Source organism: Candidatus Poribacteria bacterium, from assembly GCA_026702755.1.
Lineage (GTDB): Bacteria > Poribacteria > WGA-4E > WGA-4E > WGA-3G > WGA-3G.
In genome coordinates, this window is sequence record JAPPBX010000095.1 from 41,320 (window position 1) to 59,755 (window position 18,436).

The window sequence follows — 18,436 nt, forward strand, 5'->3', positions numbered from 1 at the left end:
AATACTATCATGAACAGACGTAATGTGTTCATTACTGTTTGTACAATCACACTTGGCATTGCCGCGCTGGCGATGTCGCAAACCTATTTTGAGGATAATTTCGATGATCCGAAAGAATCCGAAAAGAAATGGGTGCCCCTTTTTGGAGAATGGGAATTAAAAGCTGATGAATACCATCAGCTCCAAAATACACCGAACTGTATGAGTGTCGTCGCTGACGAATTTTGGGATGACAAGTGGAATGATTACACTTTCGAGGTGAGAGGCAGCAAAATTAGTGGTGCCGAAGGTTTCCTGATTATGTTCCGGTGCCAAGGCTTAATGCAACCCCGTGGTCAAGCACTCGAAGACCATCCACCACGTATGGAGAAACTTAAACCCTCGTTGGAGTACTGGTGGAACCTCGGTGGTTGGGGAAACACACGCTCACAGGTTGAATCGTGGGGCGGTAAAGGTGGTGCTAATAGCAATCACACTATCGATGAAAAAGATTGGTATAACATCAAGATTATCAATGAACCCGGTAGTTACACGCTCTTCCTCAATGATGAAGAGGTCGCGAAGGTGGACGATGACACCGAAAACGGTGTTGGGAGAGTCGGTTTAGCGACGTGGAGCACGGTTGCAAAGTATGACGATGTCGTTGTCTACGGACCTGATGGTCCCTCGTTACCGGTTGATGCGAGGAGTAAACTCGCGACGACTTGGGCACATCTCAAATCCGTAAAATAGACTTTGAAACTGTTAATAACTTGTCGCGCAAGGTCTTACCGCCTCGCGCTACCTTTATGCAAAAAATTTCAAATGCACAACTACTTTTTACCCCCGCGAATTGAATTTGGCGATGGAACTATCCAAAACTTAGGTGAACATGTCAAAGCCTTTGATGGCAAAAAGCCACTCTTGGTGAGCGATGCTGGTGTTATCAACGCCGGTATTCTTGCGAAAGCGATAGAGGCGTTGGACGCAGTTAGTTTATCGCACACCACATATTCAGATATTGAACCGAATCCGACGGACATCAGTATCACAGACGGTGTGGAAGCCTACAAAGCCGAAGCGTGTGATGTCGTTATTGCTGTGGGTGGCGGGAGCGTGATGGATGCCGCCAAAGCCATACGTCTTTTGACAACTCATGAACCGCCTTTGGAACCATATTACGCTGATGTCGGTGGACTCGAACGCATTCGTGACAATATGCCGCCATTGATATGTGTCCCGACAACGGCTGGCACCGGTAGTGAAGTCTCACAGGGTTCGATCATTACGGATACATCTTTAAACACGACCGACCGATGGCGCAAGCGGGCACTCGTTACGCCGTTCAACATGTCAAACATAGCACTTCTGGATCCGGGGATAACACTCGGTATGCCGCCTGCCCTTACTGCTGCTACAGGTATGGATGCTATTACGCACGGTATTGAGGCGTACGTCGCGACGAAGTATCACCCTATCGCTGAGGGGGTTGCACTGCAGGCACTCAGAATGTTGAGTGCGAATATCCAAAAGGTCTACCACGACGGTAGTGATGTAACAGCGCGCGGCGAGATGCTCTTAGGCTCCTGTATGGCGGCGTTTTCGTTCCAGAAAGGACTCGGCGCGGTTCATTCTCTGGCGCATCAACTCTCTACAGATGCCCCTATCCCGCACGGCGTAGCGAACGCGATTCTCCTTCCGCCTGTTATGGAATTCAACTTTTCTCATGCGAGAGAGAAATACGCCGAGGTTGCTCGTGCTTTAGGGATAGATACGAGTGACATGGATATAGATGAAGCGGGGCATGCTGCCATTGAGAAAATCAAAGCATACAATATAGAACTGAATATGCCCACCGGTCTCGGAGCTGCTGGTTTAGACCGAGAAAAAATTCCGAAACTCGGAGCAGATGCAATGCTTGATCACTGCCACAAATTCAATCCGAGAGAGTGTACGGAAGAAGATATGGTCGCGCTGTTTGAAGCAGCGTTTTAGCGGAGGTCAACGGGCACAATCCACCCCTTCGTCAGGGCAGGTTTATACGCATTATCGCGCAAATAATCCGACGTTTGCCACAGGCAAAGATGTTTACCGTCAGGCATCCAGACGACAGATGTTAGTTTCATTGGCGTGCGAGCGATAGGGAATTTCTTACCGCTGTCAAGATCGTAGACCCATACCTTCCAACGGATGCCTACGCAGTCCTCACGTTCCAGATATGCCAGTCGTTTACCTGTCGGGGACCACGATGGGGACGTATGTTTCAGAATCTGACTCTGCGTCAAAGTTGACACCGTTTCTGACAGGTGCAGCTGCTTGTCGACCAGCTGACCGGGACGGTTACCACCGGACAAGACATAAGCCAGCTGCGTTCCATCTGCTGACCAGTTCAGTTGATGTACCTGTTGATGCTGCGTCTGAATCTCTTTTATCCGTTGACCCTCTATATCCTGGATACGAACACCGATGTATTTTGAGTTGTTCACGCCAAAGGCGACGCGGGTGCCATCAGGTGCCCAAGATGGTGCAGATAGATAGGTATAAGAACGCTGCGGACGTTCAATTGGAACACGAGCAATAGCCCCTAACCCACTGCCATCGCTGTTGATTCGATAGACAACATCTAATCCCCCAGTTAGAGAGAAGTCGCGTCTTCTGAACACCAAACGGTTGGACGTGGGTGAAAAGGCGGGTCCATCTCCACGAGCCAATTGTCTAATCCGTCCAAACTTCCAATCCACTGTATAGATATATCGCTCACCCGCTTCGTCAACCTCAAACGCCAAAAGCCTACTGTCAAGCGACCAAGAAATGTATGGATTGTAAAACTGTCCAGTATAGAGTTTTCGTACTCGCTCTCCTTTCCGATCCATAATCCACAATTCATTCGCACGCCAATACCGACTGCCAAGGTCTCCTCTTTTCAAAAATGCAATAAACTCCCCATCGGGACTCCAACGTGGGAATTCCGCACCTTCAATCAATTGCACCCTATACGGAGCCACAGTTGATTGATCTTCGCTGCGACAGAAATCGGTATTGAACATGATGCCGTCTGTCTCTTCAAACTCCCCGAAGGCGAATTTGTTCATCCATCCGCGAACACCGTTCGGGAGCTCAATCTCATACCATCCATCCGAAACTTGCACGATAGGTAGGTGCACCGCATCGTTGAGTTCTAACAATACAGAAGACCCTTCGCTCGCAGGATTTGTAACCCCGCCTTTTCTGGTGTAAACAGGGGCAGCGTCGTGCGTTACAACACCGTGCCGTCGCGTATCTGTTGTGCGATTCCCGCTGGCGAGGTTTGCAACCTCGTCCCCTCTGCTGGCGAGGTTTGTAACCTCGCTTGCGTTTGTAAACGCATAAACGTTACCATCGCCAGATGCAGCGTAGAGGATGCCATCAGAGATAGCAGGCGCAGCACTTACAAAGCCGCCGAGTTGATATGCCCAAGTTTCGGCTTTAGATGCTTCGTCGAACGCGTGAAGCTGCCCGTCGCGTGCCCCGATATAGACGATCCCATTTGCCGTTACAGGATAACTCTCACTCCCATCTGTGTAACCTCGCCACAGATTCGCATTGTGTTCCGGAAAGATAGGGCGGAACACGCCTTTTGCACACCCATATTCAATACCTTGAATGTGGACTGTCCGTTCACGCATTGCTTCAAGTTCACCTGTCCTCGCGTTTAACAGATAGATTTTTGACCGGAATGCGCCGACATAAACTTTATTGTCAGAAACGACCGGTGGTGCCTCCATCCAGCTTTTTGTCTTGAATTCCCATAGTTTTTCGCCTGTTTTCGTATCCAATGCGTAAACTTTGTTATTCCGGGCATTGAAATAAACCTGATTCCCCAAGACCGTCGCAGAATAGCGGATAGCATCCCCCGCATCAAAAACCCATTTAACACCCCACTGCTTTGCATCAAGCGCGTACAATTTGCCGTCAGTTGAGCCGATATATAGGATACCATTTGCAGTCACAGGGGAAGCATGGAGGGGGCCACCCGTCTTGAATTTCCAAAGCAATTTCAACGGTGGTGTGAGGTTTTTATCAGGGCTGATCCCCGAAAAACCTAAATCGTGCATGAACGTATGCCAATCTTCAGCACGTGGAGGAGGGGTAACAAGTTCCGTAGCTTCAGAGGCGGATTCTTGTTGCGTTTCGGATTGACGGGTCTGATTCGTTTGCTGTGAATCACATCCCCACACAAGCAGAAACATGAACACAATTAGGTATTTTCTGTTCCGCAATCGTCTGACAATATACACGAATAGATGCCTCTCTGTACAAAATTCTAATGCCTATCAGTTTAGCACGATTCCCAATATAACACAACTGAAATATTAGCAACTTTTTTCTTGAAAGCCTCGCGAGAAGATGTTAAAATAGAGAAAAAAGAGGAGACATTAAAAATGAGACACAGGGACTTTGCACAATAGATTATCTTCATTCAGTTTTCGTTTCTATCCTTCCACGTCTCTATCCTTCAGATTGGTTGCGTCGTAACGGCGTGTCCCCATTTTCAGAGGCATTCAATTGTCGAATCATCTGTATCGCGGCTGACACAGACGACACAGATTTTTAGCTATTCGTTATCCGAAACCGATTCGGGGTCTGGTGGTTTTTCCAGAGAATTGAATGACTCTGTCCCGACTCTTAGAAAAATTTGAATTTGTAGCGAATTTGTGTTAAAATTTAACCTCTACAAATACAACGCTATCTCGTATTTTAATTACAATTTAATTACAAGCGGTGAACGGAAATGAACACATTGGAATCCAAATTAGGTGAAGTCGACCCACAGATTGTTGAAATCACCGCCAAAGATTTAAAACGTCAGCAAGATTCTCTCATGCTAATCCCTTCCGAAAATTATGCCAGCCGTGCTGTTATGGAGGCGCAAAGCAGCATTCTCGCCAACAAATACGCCGAGGGTTATCCCGGTGAACGCTACTATAACGGATGTCAGTTTATGGACGATGTTGAATCCCTCGCGATTGAACGCGCGAAGGAACTCTTTGGCGTTGATCACGTCAATGTCCAACCGCACGCTGGCAGCCAAGCGAATATGGCGGTCTACCACGCGCTGCTCGAACCGGGGGACACGATCCTCGGTATGTCTCTCAGTCAAGGTGGACATCTCACGCATGGTGCAGGTGTTAACTTCTCAGGAAACTATTATAACATTGCTGCTTATGGTGTAGATGCTGAAACTGAACGGATCGACATGGAAGAGATCACGCGTCTTGCTAAGGAGCATCGTCCCAAACTTATCGTTGTTGGTGCGACAGCCTATCCTCGACACTTTGATTTTGCCGCATGGCGACAGGTTGCTGATTCCGTGGGTGCCTACTTACTTGCAGATATAGCGCATATTGCGGGACTTATTGCTGGTGGTGCGCATCCGGATCCTGCTCCATACAGCGATGTGATCACTACAACAACACACAAGACCTTACGCGGTCCCCGCGGTGCCATGATTATGTGTAAAGCCGAGCATGCGGATAAGATTGATCGCGCGGTGTTTCCGGGTTTACAGGGTGGCCCTTTTCTCCATACAATCGCTGCGAGAGCCGTTGCCTTCAAGGAAGCGAGTGAACCCGCTTTCAAAACATATCAGGCACAGATTGTGAAAAATGCTAAAGCACTCGCTGCGAGGTTAATTGAAAATGGATTCCGATTGGTGAGCGGTGGAACCGACAATCACTTGATGCTGATAGATCTCACCTCCAAGTATGAGAAACTCAGTGGAAGACAAGCCGCCGATCATTTGGAAGATGCCGGAATTATTGTGAATAAAAACACGATTCCTTTCGACAAAAGGAAACCGAGGACAACAAGCGGGCTACGCCTCGGTACACCGATGATCACGACACGCGGGATGAAAGAGGATGAGATGGTCCAGGTTGCGGATTTCATCGCGGAGACGCTTGAAAACAGGCAGAAATCCTCTATCAAAAAGCAAATCCGAGAGAAGGTCAAAGAACTCTGCACACAATTTCCGATTTATAAATATTTAGAGTAGTTATCGGTGATCAGTTTTCAGTCATCAGACCGCTTCGCTTTCAGTTTTCAGTTAAGGGAGTTGGTGTAGCATCTACAATGAACTGGACTGCCACAAGTAATTAACCGACAACTGATAACTGAAAGGTTTTTCGCAGAAAAACCGAACTGACAACTATGGATTATGAAGCAGCACTCGCCTATATCGAATCATTTATTGACTATGAAAGAAGTCCTGATTTTTCACGGCAGGCGCGGTTATATAATTTAGATAGGATCTCTTTATTATTGGAACTGCTTGATAATCCACACGATAGATTGAAGGTTATCCACATCGCAGGAAGTAAGGGGAAAGGCTCCACGGCTGCACTCGTGGCATCGGTGCTTACACATGCTGGCTATAAAACAGGTCTGTTTACATCCCCGCATCTCATTACGCCTCGAGAACGGTGCCGTATAGATGGTGAGTTAATTTCAGAGACAGACGTTGCGTTCTATATTGAGAAACTCAAGCCTGCGATAGAAACTGTTTCCGCTTCTGAATTCGGACGTGTTTCGTTTTTTGAAATATACACTGCGCTTGCTTTTTCCTATTTCGCCGACAAGGCAACGGACTTTGCCGTTATTGAGGTCGGTTTGGGCGGTAGACTCGATGCAACGAACGTTGTCACGCCGGTCACAACTGTTATTACACCAATCGGTTTGGAGCACACTACGATATTAGGCGAAACTTATGCTGAGATAGCAGGCGAGAAGGCGGAAATCATTAAACAGGAGTGCCCCTTGGCACTCGCTCCCCAGCGTCCGGAGGCGCAAGTTATATTTGAAAAAGTGGCTGGTGAACGCAAGGCACCGATTCTTGAAGCAAAGGGTTTCGTTGGAAAAAATCCTTGTGTGTCAATTCCTTGCCTCGTTCAGGATACCGATGGTGTCCCTGTAGCACAGCAATTTGACGTGGAAACGGATTCGGAGCGTTATTCGCAGCTCACCATGCCGCTTTTAGGGCACCATCAGTTTGTAAACGCGACAACGGCTATTGCAGCGATTGAATGCCTGAAACAGAAAGGATACATAATTCCAAAAACCAGTGTTTACGCGGGATTTAAGAATGTGCAGTGGCATGGACGAATCCAGCGAATTATGTCCTCACCGATTATCATACTTGATGGTGCACATTCGCCGGTCTCAATGGAGGCGTTATGTTGTACGATCCGTCAGAGCTTTCGTTACACTCAGGTGACCTTTATCGTTAGTCTAATGAAAGATAAAAATCTGACAGCAATTGGCGACATTATCTCACAAACAGCAGATTCCGTGATTACTACGCAAGTTCCCAATAACCCGCGTGTGATGCCAGCTGAAGAGATACAGTATACTTGGAAGGGTATATGCAAGAGAGTGGCTACATGTTCAACGCCGGAAAAAGCGATCAGGAAGGCGTTATCCGACGCCTCGCCAACAGATTTAATTTGTATTACAGGTTCGCTCTATCTTGTTGGTCAAGCACTTAAAATATTTAAATCGAATTTTTCAGCGAAAGATCGTATTGAAATTCCTTTTTCTTAGGGAAAGATCGTAAACCCGTAATGAAATGGAGGGATTTTGCTTGGGTGTTTCTGCGGATTTCTCCAGATCTACGGAAAGGAACTTCAATGCTCAAACACACTTCATCAAACCGCAAGGAAAATTAAAAAAAGAAAAGAGAGGTTTTTAATGCGTGATATCACTTGCAAGAGAGGGTGGCTAAATTGGAAATCATTTCTGATACTCCTACCCATCCTAAATTTAGCCACCGAGGCTTTTGCCCAAACAGACCCCCAACCTGCTCTGCCACCGGTATGGTGGATTGCCCCTATCGGTGCGCTTATCGCTTTGGGATTTGCTTATCACTTCTACCGTGCTGTGATGAAACAGGACGAGGGCAATGAAAAAATGCGAGACATCGCACAATCTGTGCGCGATGGTGCGATGGCATATCTCAGGCAACAATACAAAGTGGTAGGCATCGTTTTTGTTGTCCTCTGCCTTATTTTTATCTTCATGGCTTTCGTCCTTGATGCCCAGAACAAAGTTGTTCCATTTGCCTTTCTCACAGGCGGTTTTTTCTCAGGCCTCTGCGGTTTCCTCGGCATGAAGACAGCGACGAATGCCTCTGCCCGCACGACAAGTGCCGCAATGCAAGGACTCAACGCCGGCTTAAAAGTTGCGTTCCGTGCTGGAGCAGTTATGGGATTAATAGTCGTCGGATTCGCGCTCCTTGATATTACCGGATGGTTTCTTATTCTCTACTACCTGTTCCCTAAGATACTGCCCGGATTTTTAGAAGTAAATCCGCTACCGCAAATTACTGTGATTATGCTCAGTTTTGGTATGGGTGCCTCAACCCAAGCACTCTTTGCTCGTGTTGGCGGTGGTATCTATACCAAAGCAGCAGATGTTGGGGCAGACCTGGTTGGAAAAGTTGAAGCCGGAATCGCAGAAGATGACCCGCGTAACCCTGCTGCTATCGCAGATAACGTCGGCGATAACGTCGGCGATGTCGCGGGCATGGGGGCAGACCTCTACGAATCCTACGCAGGTTCAATCCTCGCGACGGCTGCGCTTGGTGTTGCTGCTGTCGCTGCCAAAGATCATGGGAACCTTGTCCTCCAACTTAAATATCTCTCGGCACCGATGATTATTGCCGGTATCGGCGTAATTCTCTCCATTTTGGGTATCTATATGGTGAGAACAAAAGAGGGTGCGTCGATGAAACAACTGATGGGCTCACTGAACTTCGGCATTAATGGCAGTGCAATAGGCATCGCCGTCTTATCTCTGCCAGTGCTTATCTACCTTGACCTTCCCAACAAGTGGCAAGTGTGGGGCGCAATTATCGCTGGTCTTGTAGCAGGCTTAGTTATCGGCAAAGTCACCGAAATCTTTACCTCCCACGATTATTCTCCAACGCGTGCCATTGCGAAGCAGGCACAAACCGGACCCGCGACAGTAATTATTGAAGGCATCGCTGTTGGCATGGAATCAACGGCAATTCCGGTTATAACTATCGTTGCAGCGGTTGCTATTAGTTACTACCTTCCTGGTGGAGCAACCGAACCACTGATGGGACTTTACGGTGTCGGCATTGCTGCTGTCGGTATGTTGGCAACGCTCGGTATTACCCTTGCCACAGATGCCTACGGACCCATCGCAGACAATGCTGGTGGAAACGCTGAGATGGCGGAACTCGATAAAAGTGTCCGAGAGCGTACAGATCAGTTAGATGCCCTCGGTAATACGACAGCCGCAACTGGTAAAGGATTTGCGATCGGTTCAGCCGCGCTAACAGCACTCGCGCTCTTGGCTGCGTATTTAGAGGAAATCCGATACGGCTTGATCCACTTGGCAGGCAAGGAAACACTGGATATTGAAGGCGAAGGCACGATTGATACATTGAAGGTCACCGTCAGCCAATTTATGGATTACTACGATGTCACGCTGATGAATCCACAGGTCCTTATTGGATTGTTCATCGGGGCAGTGATGGCGTTCTATTTCTGTGCATTGACAATGAAAGCCGTGGGACGTGCCGCTGGAGCTATGGCCGCGGAAGTCCGTCGTCAGTTTCGTGAGAAGCCGGGCATTATGAAAGGCGAAGAAAAACCGGACTACGCACGATGTGTCGAAATTTCAACCGTTGGGGCACAACGAGAAATGATTTTTCCATCACTCATCGCCATTATTGTGCCTGTCGCTGTCGGTCTAATTTTTGATGTCGGTGGTGTGTTAGGATTGCTGGCAGGTGGATTGGCGACTGGGTTTGTTCTCGCAATTATGATGGCAAACGCCGGTGGTGCATGGGATAACGCCAAGAAGTTCATTGAGGAAGGCAGCCATAAGGACGAATACGGTGAAAAGGGGTCCGAGCCTCATAAAGCTACCGTTGTTGGTGATACTGTCGGGGATCCGTTCAAAGACACTTCTGGCCCCTCGCTTAACATCCTCATTAAGTTGATGTCTATGGTGTCTGTCGTTTTTGCGGGTCTCATTGCGAAGTATGGTGGTGTGTTTAACAACTGGTTGGGTATGTAGGAAAGTAGCAGATCTATTATCAATTTGTAGGAGAACAGAAAGAAATGTCCAATAAGCTGAAACCCCGAAGTTATGCGATTACCGATGGACCCGACCGCGCCGCTGCACGCACCATGCTCATGTTTGGCGATGGCGGGTTATCACCCGAAGACCTTGACAAGCCGATTATCGGGGTTGCCAATACATGGATCGAAATCGGTCCCTGTAACTTCCACTTAAGAAGACTTGCCGCCAAAGTCAAAGAGGGCATCCGTGCTGCAGGCGGAACACCACTTGAATTTAACACCGTTAGTATCTCCGATGGTATCACGATGGGGACTGAGGGTATGAAAACCTCGCTCATCAGTCGCGAAATCATCGCCGATTCAATTGAGTTGGTTTCCATCGGCAACATGTTTGATGCTGTCGTTGCTCTCTGTGGTTGCGATAAGACCGTCCCTGGCACCGTCATGGCGTTGGCACGGTTAGATATTCCATCGCTCACCCTCTACGGTGGTTCAATCATGCCGGGCAATTTTCAGGGACGCGATGTCACCATCCAAGATGTGTTTGAGGCAGTCGGGCAGCATGCAGAAGGCACTATCACGGTCGAAGAATTGGACGATCTAATTAGTAAAGGGTGTCCCGGTCCGGGGGCATGTGGTGGACAATTTACCGCCAATACCATGGCAACAGCCGTTGAGATGTTAGGGATTGCCCCCTTGGGAAGTGGGAGTGTCCCCGCCGTCGCAGAAGACAAGGATCAGGAGGCATACAAAGCTGGACAACTCGTCATCGACATGCTCGCTGATGACCGGCGACCGAGTCAGATTATCACTCGTAAGTCACTTGAAAATGCGATTACCTCTGTCGCTGCAACCGGTGGTTCTACGAACGGTGTTTTGCATCTCCTCGCCATCGCACACGAGGCACAGATTCCATTGACGCTTGAGGACTTTCATGCCATTAGTCAAAGAACCCCGGTATTGGCGGACCTCAAACCCGGCGGACAGTTTGTCGCTACCGACCTCTATGAAGCGGGAGGCATTCCGTTCTTGGCAAAACGCTTGGCAGAAGCAGGTTTGCTCCACACCGATGAACTTACCGTTACAGGGAAAACCATCGGTGTAGAGGCAAACGCAGCGACCGAAACTGAAGGACAACAGGTCGTCAGACCGGTAGATGCACCGCTCAAACCGACGGGCGGCTTTGCGATCTTGAGGGGGAACCTCGCCCCGGATGGATGTGTCATCAAGTTAGCCGGACAGGACAGAACGCTCCATCGCGGTCCCGCACGTATATTTGAACGTGAAGAGGATACTTTTGCCGCCATTAAAGGTGGAGAGATTAAACCAGGTGATGTGGTCGTTATTCGTTATGAGGGACCCACCGGTGGTCCCGGTATGCGGGAGATGTTGGGCGTAACAGCAGCAATCGTCGGCGCAGGCTTGAGCGAAGATGTTGCCCTCTTAACCGATGGCAGGTTCTCTGGCGCAACGCACGGCTTCATGATTTGCCACGTCGCGCCCGAAGCAGCCAGAGGTGGTCCGATTGCTATCCTCCAAGAAGGGGACGAAATCGTAATTGACGCAAAGGAACGACGGCTCAACGTTCAACTCTCCGACGCGGAAATTCAAGCACGCTTTGAACAGTGGACACCCCCTGAACCGCGCTATGCTCGCGGGGTTATGGCGAAATATGCGAATTCGGTTTCTTCTGCCTCTGAAGGGGCTGTGACAGGATAAAACGCTTAAATGCGGTTATCTTAGCGATTAGCGAGTTGCCGACGGAGACGCTCTATCTCGATTTCTGCTTCCCTGCGCCGTTGTGTTTCTTCTGCTGCGCGCGTTTCTGCTTCTATCCGAAGTTGCTGCTCCTCTATCCGAAGTTGCTGCTCCTCTATCCGAAGTTGCTCTTCCTCCATGGAAGTCGTAATCGGGGTGCCATCTGGTAAATACGGACGCAAAAGCCTGACGTGGGTATCCAGTTGATCTTCCCATCGAAAATAGAGATTTAACGCTTCGCTGAACAAGCCTCCTTGTGCATCCGGTGAAAGTTCTACGATGTTTCCTGATGGATTTCGCTGCCATCCGCGAAACTCCGAAGGTTTCTCCATTTCGGGTTGATGGATAAAGTACTCTTGAGCCGCCATATCCCTCAGATAGCGTTGGACTTTTTCATGCCGATCCTGATTCGCTGTTGCATCGGAAAGAAATTCAAAAATAGCCGCAGGAACAGCACCTTCTGACCAGGTATAAAAACTCCGCCGCTGTGGAAATTTATCAACACCAAAGACGACGTAAACATCGGGTGCGACGAATTTTGTGATGTCGCCTTCACGGTAGTAAATGAAACTGTCAATGCCAATGTAAATGTGTGGGTTGATCGCAAAGTATCGCGAGATTTGATCAGAAAAGATACGGATCTGATCAGCGTGAAATCCTGTCGCCGCCATCGGTTCATCGTCCTCACAAGGGTAGCCTTCAATGTAAATGGTGGGTTTTCCTGTTGCTTTTGGAAAAGTAGGCATATATTTTCTTTGTTTGAATTCAAATTCCTTTAGGGTATCCATGATCTCCTCCGTATCAGTGTTTGAGCGTCTTCACTTACATAAGGGAATGAAACCACTGTCAAACGTTTTGAAAATTGCCGAAACGTTTTCTATAATTTTAGCGAACCGCCTATTTTTTGTCAAGTAAAACACAAGGATTTTGGCTCGCAAACTCCAGCACATTGACGGATGTGTAAATATTTTACGGTTGGTTGCTTGTCTGTCCTATCGGAAAAATCTTGTAAAATCGCTGCCAATTTGTTAGACTATATCTCATGGATAAACAACAACCTATTATCCTTAATCAAGCAGAACTTGACTGGGAAACTTGGGACGATCCAGACCTCGCTGCCAAAAGTCCAATTCGTTGGAAGATCCTCATATCGGGTGAACGCGGACCCAGTAGTCGGCTTGCCACCGGAATAGCAGAGATGGCTCCGGGGACCTTGCTACCGCTCCATCACCATGAACCCGCGGAGACATATTATGTCATCAGTGGTTCTGGATATGTAACGGTAGACGATCGCGAAGCATCATTGGGCCCCGGAGCGTCGGTTTTCATACCCTCTAATGCCAAGCATTCACTCCGTTGCACCGGCACCGAGAAGTTGGTTTTCCTGTTCACCTTCGCAGCGGATCGGTTCGATGAAATCGTCTACCATTTCGATGTGTAATGCTTCTTTACCGAACAGTTTGAGAATGCTTCTAAGGTAAATTGTCGAGATGTCAACATTAAAAACAACAGACACTAAACCTATCATTTCCAATGCGGATGCCAGTCTGATAGACATCGGCGATGGCATCGCCCGGTTTGAATTGCATAGCAAGTTGAACATCATCGGGGACGAAATGCTGAAGATGTTCGATGCGGCGTTAGACGAGGTAGAAACGAACTATGCGGGCATGATTGTTGCTACAGAGGCGAAGCATTTTTCGGTGGGACTTAACCTCATCCTTCTTCTGGAGCGTGCGAAGAGCCAAAATTGGGACGCTATTTCAGGAACACTCCGCAAACTACAAACCGTCTGCACAAGACTTCGGACAGCGTCAAAACCGGTCGTTGCGGCGACAGTAGGTATGGCACTCGGCGGCGGGTGCGAACTTGCATTCGGGGCGGATGCGGTCCAAGCCTTTACAGAAAGTCGCCTTGGTCTCGTTGAACTCCGCGTGGGGCTTATTCCCGGTGGCGGTGGTACTAAGGAGATGGCACTCCGATGTCTGGACGGACAGACGCTGCCTGCGCCGATTCAGGATCTGTTTCCACATGTTAATAAGGCTTTTGATACCATCCGAGAATCCACGATTTCACAAAACGCAGCAGAAGCAGTGGGCCTCGGTTACCTTCGCCGGACGGATGCTATCTCATTGAATCAGGAAATGCATCTCGAAGATGCCAAAAGACTTGTGCTGTCAAGGCATGAAATAGGGTATAACCCACCCGAACCACCACAAATATTTGTGCTTGGTGAGGAGGGGATCGCTCGTCTCAATCTACAAACACATCTCCTTCGGCAAGCGGATGCTATTGATGACTATACGCAGCACCTCGCCAATCAATTGGCTTACGTCCTCTGTGGCGGCACACTTTCGACTCCACAATTCGTCACCGAACAGTACCTACTTGACTTGGAACATGAAGTATTTCTCAGCCTTTGTGGGGAACAGGAAACGCATGCAAGGATAGAAGCAACGGTGTTAAAAGGTAAAAAGTAATGCAAACACCATCAGACGTAGTTATCGTATCTGCGGTGCGCACAGCTGTAGGAAGAGCAGGAAAAGGAACGCTGAGAAACACGCGACCCGATGAACTCGCCGCTGCCGCGCTCCGCGGGGCAGTTGATAGACTCCCGCAGCTTGACTTGGACACTATAGATGATGTCATCATTGGATGCGCTACACATGAGGGACCGCAAGGTTACAACGTCGCTCGGATTGCGAGTTTACGTTCAGGGTTTCCGGTTTCCATACCCGCCATTACGATCAATCGGTTCTGTGCTTCCGGTTTGGAGACAATAGCTATGGGTGCTGAGCAGATTCGATCTGGACGTGCCGATGTGGTTATCGCGGGTGGTGTGGAGAGTATGAGTCAAGTGCCGTTCGGTGCTAACCTCTCGCCGAACCCTACGCTTATAGCGCATGCGCCGGATGCCTATCTCAGCATGGGATTAACTGCCGAAAATCTGGTGCGAAAATATGGTATATCTCGCACTGCACAGGACGCTTATGCATATCAGAGCCATCGCAAGGCGATCTCGGCGATTGATGCAGGCAAATTTCGAGAAGAAATCGTTCCGTTCACGGTAGAAGAAACGCATCTCAATTCGGAAGGAGTTTCTGAAACGAACAGTTCTGTCTTTGATACGGATGAAGGACCCCGCCGAGATACATCGCCAGAAGCATTGGCATCTCTCAAACCCGTTTTTCACGTGGATGGCACAGTGACGGCTGGCAACGCCTCCCAGATGAGTGACGCTGCCGCCGCTGTCGTCCTCATGTCCGAGGCGCGCGCCGAGGCGGCAGGTTACGAACCTTTGGCTCGCTTTGTCAGTTACGCCACAGCCGGTGTTTCGCCCGAAATCATGGGAATCGGACCTGTGCCTGCGATTCCTAAGGCACTCGCGTCTGCAGCGTTAACTTTGGCTGATATAGACGTTATAGAACTCAACGAAGCATTTGCTGTGCAAGCCCTCGCTGTAATTGAAGAGGCACAGTTGCCACCCGAAAAAGTAAACGTCAACGGCGGGGCAGTCGCGTTGGGACATCCCCTCGGTTGCACTGGAACAAAGCTCACCGTGAGTCTGATTAATGAGATGCGGAGGCAAAATCACCAGTACGGCATGGTAACAATGTGTATCGGCGGTGGTATGGGTGCCGCTGGCATTTTTCTTAATCCGACGTAGAAAAAAAGGAGGCGGTGTTCCTCCCCTTCCGCCACACCCACGAAGTTTTAATGCGCGCATAGCCCGTAATGAAATGGAGGGGTTTTGCTTAGGTGTTTTTTCAGATAGACGGAGAGAAACGTCAAAGGTCAAACCCACTTCAACGAACCACAAGGAAAATTAAAAATATGCAAACTCATGTCTATCTCTCCATAGCAGGAGAAAACAGAATCGCCATTTACACGTTTGATGCTTCTGATGGTAGCATCGAATTTCAGGAAAATATTGATGTTACCGGTTCTCCGGGTCCGTTAGCACTTTCAACTTGTGGCAACTACCTATATGCTGGTCTACGCTCCAGTCGCGAAATCGCAAGTTTCCGCATTGACGAGGAGACAAAACGCCTCTCACACTTGCGGACAGTCCAGTTAGACGCGGATACGTGTTATATTGCGCCAGACAAAACAGGGCGTTTCCTGTTTTCCGCCTATTACGGTGCTGGCAAAGTTACTGTACATACAATCGGCGACGATAAAACTGTCCAAGGCGAAACGCTTCAGACCGTCGAAACCGATATACACGCTCACTTTATTGAGACGGATGCCTCAAATCGGTTTGCCTTTGTGCCGCACACAGTCCCCCGGAACGCTATCTACCAGTTCCATTTTAACGAGGATACAGGCACACTTACGCAAAATCCTATAGGAAATCTCAATCCGGGTGCCCCAATTGGACCCCGGCATCTCTGTTTTCATCCAAGCAAACCGATTCTCTATTCTTCAAATGAGCAAGGATCGAGTGTCTCCGCATACACTCTTCGGGAAGGAGGAGACCACCCCGGAATCTTAGTAGATCTACAGGAAGACCTCTCTACGCTCCCCGTAGATTTTGATGCGGATAATACTTGCGCGCAGATTCACATCGATCCACAAGGAGCGTTTCTTTACGTCTCCAATCGCGGGCACGACAGCATTGCTGGATTCGCAATTGATGAAGAGAGTGGCGAATTGACTGCCATCGGGCATCAGTTAACGGAACCCACCCCACGCGTTTTCAACATCGACGGAACTGGCAATTATCTCTTTGTCGGTGGTCAGGGTTCGGGTAGACTCGCTACCTACCGCATCAATCGGGAAAGTGGAGCGTTGGCACCGATTGCCAACTATACGGTTGGCGAAAACCCGATGTGGGTACTTTTTGTATAGAAAGAGGAAAATGGCACGACGCGGAATTTTTATTACATTTGAAGGCATAGAAGGCGCAGGGAAGACGACGCAATCAGAACGTTTAGCAACCGCATTGGGACCGGACATTGTACTCACCCGTGAACCTGGCGGCACACACATTTCTGAACGGATTCGCGACCTCTTTCTGACATCGGACGGCATAACGCCGATGACAGAGTTGTTGCTGATAGCTGCCGCGCGCACACAACACGTCAACGAACTTATACGTCCCGCATTAGACGCGAAGCGAACCGTCATCTGTGATAGGTTTATCGATGCTACTGTCGCTTATCAAGGCTATCGCGGGGGCATCGACCTTGCGTTTATTCACCAATTAAATCACACTGCTACTGACGGTTTGATCCCTGACATCACCTTTATCCTCGATCTGTCCCCAGAGATAGGACTATCACGCCAACAGCAAGGAGGTGTGCACCGGGACCGGCTGGACAGAGAGTCGTTGGAATCTCATCGGAAGGTTCGCGAGGGATACCTATCCGTCGCGAAAGCGAACCCACATCGTATCAAACTGATAGACGCTACACAGTCTCCAGACACTGTCCATGCTGCGATCTTAGCTGAATATCAAGATTATGTATGGTAAGCGATGAAAGTCTTGTAAAGTGTGCGAAAGTTATGAATGCCTCGCAGTGAGAGTAAAGTTGAAAGAGGCTTCTGGTGCAATAACAACTTTAGATCACTTGGCAACTTTCTTACTTCCCTCTTGGAAGAAAAAATGCAAAATCCAATCATTGGACACCAACAAATTGTCGAACAACTCCAACGAACTGTCGCATCGGATCGTATTGCTGGTGCTTACCTCTTCTATGGCCCGGAAGGCGTTGGAAAGGAAACGGTCGCTTGCTATTTTGCGCAACTCATCTTCTGTCAGCAAGACGCGCAGCCTCCCACGGTATGCGGCGCATGTCTCGCCTGTCGGAAGGTGAACTCTCGAAACCATCCCGATCTACAGCTCATCCGACCTGAGGGGAGTGAACTCAAAATCGGGCAGATCCGAGAGTTACAAAAACAAATTATCTACGAACCCCTTGAAGCAAATCGGAAGGTCTATATATTAACAGACGTAGACCGGATGAATGATTATGCCGAAAACGCACTCCTCAAGACCCTTGAGGAACCACCCGCTTCCTCTGTTTTGATCTTACTCACATCGAACATCCGAGTGTTGCTGCCAACCACCCGTTCCCGATGCCAAATTCTACAATTCCACCCGATGCCGACACAGGAATTAGCCGAAATCTTGGTGAAAAGATTTTCTGTGGGACCAGAGCAAGCAACGACACTTGCCATTGCGGCAGATGGCGCGATCGGAAAAGCACTCACGCAACTTGAAAAAGGCGACGTACACACTGAAAGCGTTCCAGAAGTCCTCAAGGAGACAGATTTATTAGCCGCTTTCAGACTTGCTGAAAACTTCAAAGATAATCCAGAGACTTTAAGTGAGCTGGTGACTTGGTATCGCGATCTTCTCTTTTTACAACAGGGCGCGCCCAGCGAACTCATAACACATATCCATTTCCTTGACGAACTCCGATCAATTGTTCCGCGCTACTCTCGACTGCGCATACAGCAAGCCATCCAGACTATCTTTGACACCAAATCCCTCATCGAAAACACAAACACAAACGCTACCTTGGCTTTAGAGGTAATGTGTTTGAAGTTACTGAAATAAGTGTTACCCTTCCTCTGATGACGAGCTACCGACTGCTGATGGCTGA

The 18,436-nt window shown here is 48.8% G+C and carries 14 protein-coding genes; 12 read left to right on the forward strand and 2 right to left on the reverse strand.

The genetic code is table 11. The features are described 5' to 3' along the window. The first annotated feature begins 9 nt into the window (after nt 1-9). Together OXH39_18730 and OXH39_18735 are read left to right on the forward strand one after the other, a co-directional pair. A complete protein-coding gene (locus tag OXH39_18730; GenBank protein MCY3552502.1) occupies nt 10-732 on the forward strand; it encodes a hypothetical protein in 723 nt (240 codons plus the stop codon). Nucleotides 733-804: 72 nt separating this feature from the next. Continuing rightward, nucleotides 805-1,974, forward strand: coding sequence for an iron-containing alcohol dehydrogenase (locus tag OXH39_18735; GenBank protein ID MCY3552503.1), 1,170 nt, complete (start codon nt 805-807; stop codon nt 1,972-1,974). Here the strand turns inward: OXH39_18735 and OXH39_18740 are convergent. After that, nucleotides 1,971-4,256, reverse strand: a complete 2,286-nt coding sequence (locus tag OXH39_18740; protein ID MCY3552504.1) for a PQQ-binding-like beta-propeller repeat protein — start codon at nt 4,254-4,256, stop codon at nt 1,971-1,973. The two genes, OXH39_18735 and OXH39_18740, sit on opposite strands and share 4 nt — an antisense overlap. A 494-nt stretch (nt 4,257-4,750) precedes the next feature. Between OXH39_18740 and OXH39_18745 the strand changes: the two genes are divergently transcribed. The 4 genes from OXH39_18745 to ilvD all read left to right on the forward strand — a co-directional run bounded on the left by OXH39_18745 (nt 4,751) and on the right by ilvD (nt 11,786). Continuing rightward, nucleotides 4,751-6,013, forward strand: a complete 1,263-nt coding sequence (locus OXH39_18745) for a serine hydroxymethyltransferase (GenBank protein MCY3552505.1) — start codon at nt 4,751-4,753, stop codon at nt 6,011-6,013. Nucleotides 6,014-6,168: 155 nt separating this feature from the next. Then, nucleotides 6,169-7,557: a bifunctional folylpolyglutamate synthase/dihydrofolate synthase gene (locus OXH39_18750; GenBank protein MCY3552506.1), complete on the forward strand. Its 1,389-nt coding sequence runs from the start codon at nt 6,169-6,171 to the stop codon at nt 7,555-7,557. A gap of 147 nt (nt 7,558-7,704) precedes the next feature. Next, nucleotides 7,705-10,062 (forward strand): sodium-translocating pyrophosphatase, encoded by a 2,358-nt coding sequence (locus tag OXH39_18755; protein ID MCY3552507.1) that lies wholly within the window; start codon nt 7,705-7,707, stop codon nt 10,060-10,062. Between the two features lie 44 nt (nt 10,063-10,106). Next, nucleotides 10,107-11,786 carry a dihydroxy-acid dehydratase gene (gene ilvD, locus OXH39_18760; protein ID MCY3552508.1) on the forward strand — a complete coding sequence of 560 codons (1,680 nt, stop codon included), beginning with the start codon at nt 10,107-10,109 and terminating at the stop codon, nt 11,784-11,786. 20 nt (nt 11,787-11,806) lie between these two features. On the opposite strand, the gene OXH39_18765 is transcribed toward ilvD, so the two are convergent. Continuing rightward, nucleotides 11,807-12,613: a hypothetical protein gene (locus OXH39_18765; GenBank protein MCY3552509.1), complete on the reverse strand. Its 807-nt coding sequence runs from the start codon at nt 12,611-12,613 to the stop codon at nt 11,807-11,809. A gap of 254 nt (nt 12,614-12,867) precedes the next feature. On the opposite strand from OXH39_18765, the gene OXH39_18770 reads away from it, so the two are divergent. The 6 genes from OXH39_18770 (at nt 12,868) to holB (ending at nt 18,390) form a co-directional block, all read left to right on the forward strand. Next, nucleotides 12,868-13,266 carry a cupin domain-containing protein gene (locus OXH39_18770; protein MCY3552510.1) on the forward strand — a complete coding sequence of 133 codons (399 nt, stop codon included), beginning with the start codon at nt 12,868-12,870 and terminating at the stop codon, nt 13,264-13,266. Between the two features lie 49 nt (nt 13,267-13,315). Beyond that, nucleotides 13,316-14,305, forward strand: a complete 990-nt coding sequence (locus tag OXH39_18775; protein MCY3552511.1) for an enoyl-CoA hydratase/isomerase family protein — start codon at nt 13,316-13,318, stop codon at nt 14,303-14,305. Next, the gene (locus OXH39_18780) at nt 14,305-15,492 is read left to right on the forward strand and encodes a thiolase family protein (GenBank protein ID MCY3552512.1); all 1,188 of its coding nucleotides are present in this window, start codon (nt 14,305-14,307) and stop codon (nt 15,490-15,492) included. Before OXH39_18775 ends, OXH39_18780 begins: the two co-directional genes overlap by 1 nt. A gap of 167 nt (nt 15,493-15,659) precedes the next feature. After that, complete coding sequence (locus tag OXH39_18785) at nt 15,660-16,676, forward strand: lactonase family protein (GenBank protein MCY3552513.1); 1,017 nt, start codon at nt 15,660-15,662, stop codon at nt 16,674-16,676. A 10-nt stretch (nt 16,677-16,686) separates the two neighbouring features. Further along, a complete protein-coding gene (gene tmk, locus OXH39_18790) occupies nt 16,687-17,301 on the forward strand; it encodes a dTMP kinase (GenBank protein MCY3552514.1) in 615 nt (204 codons plus the stop codon). 132 nt (nt 17,302-17,433) lie between these two features. Next, complete coding sequence (holB, locus tag OXH39_18795) at nt 17,434-18,390, forward strand: DNA polymerase III subunit delta' (protein MCY3552515.1); 957 nt, start codon at nt 17,434-17,436, stop codon at nt 18,388-18,390. Nucleotides 18,391-18,436 lie beyond the last annotated feature (46 nt).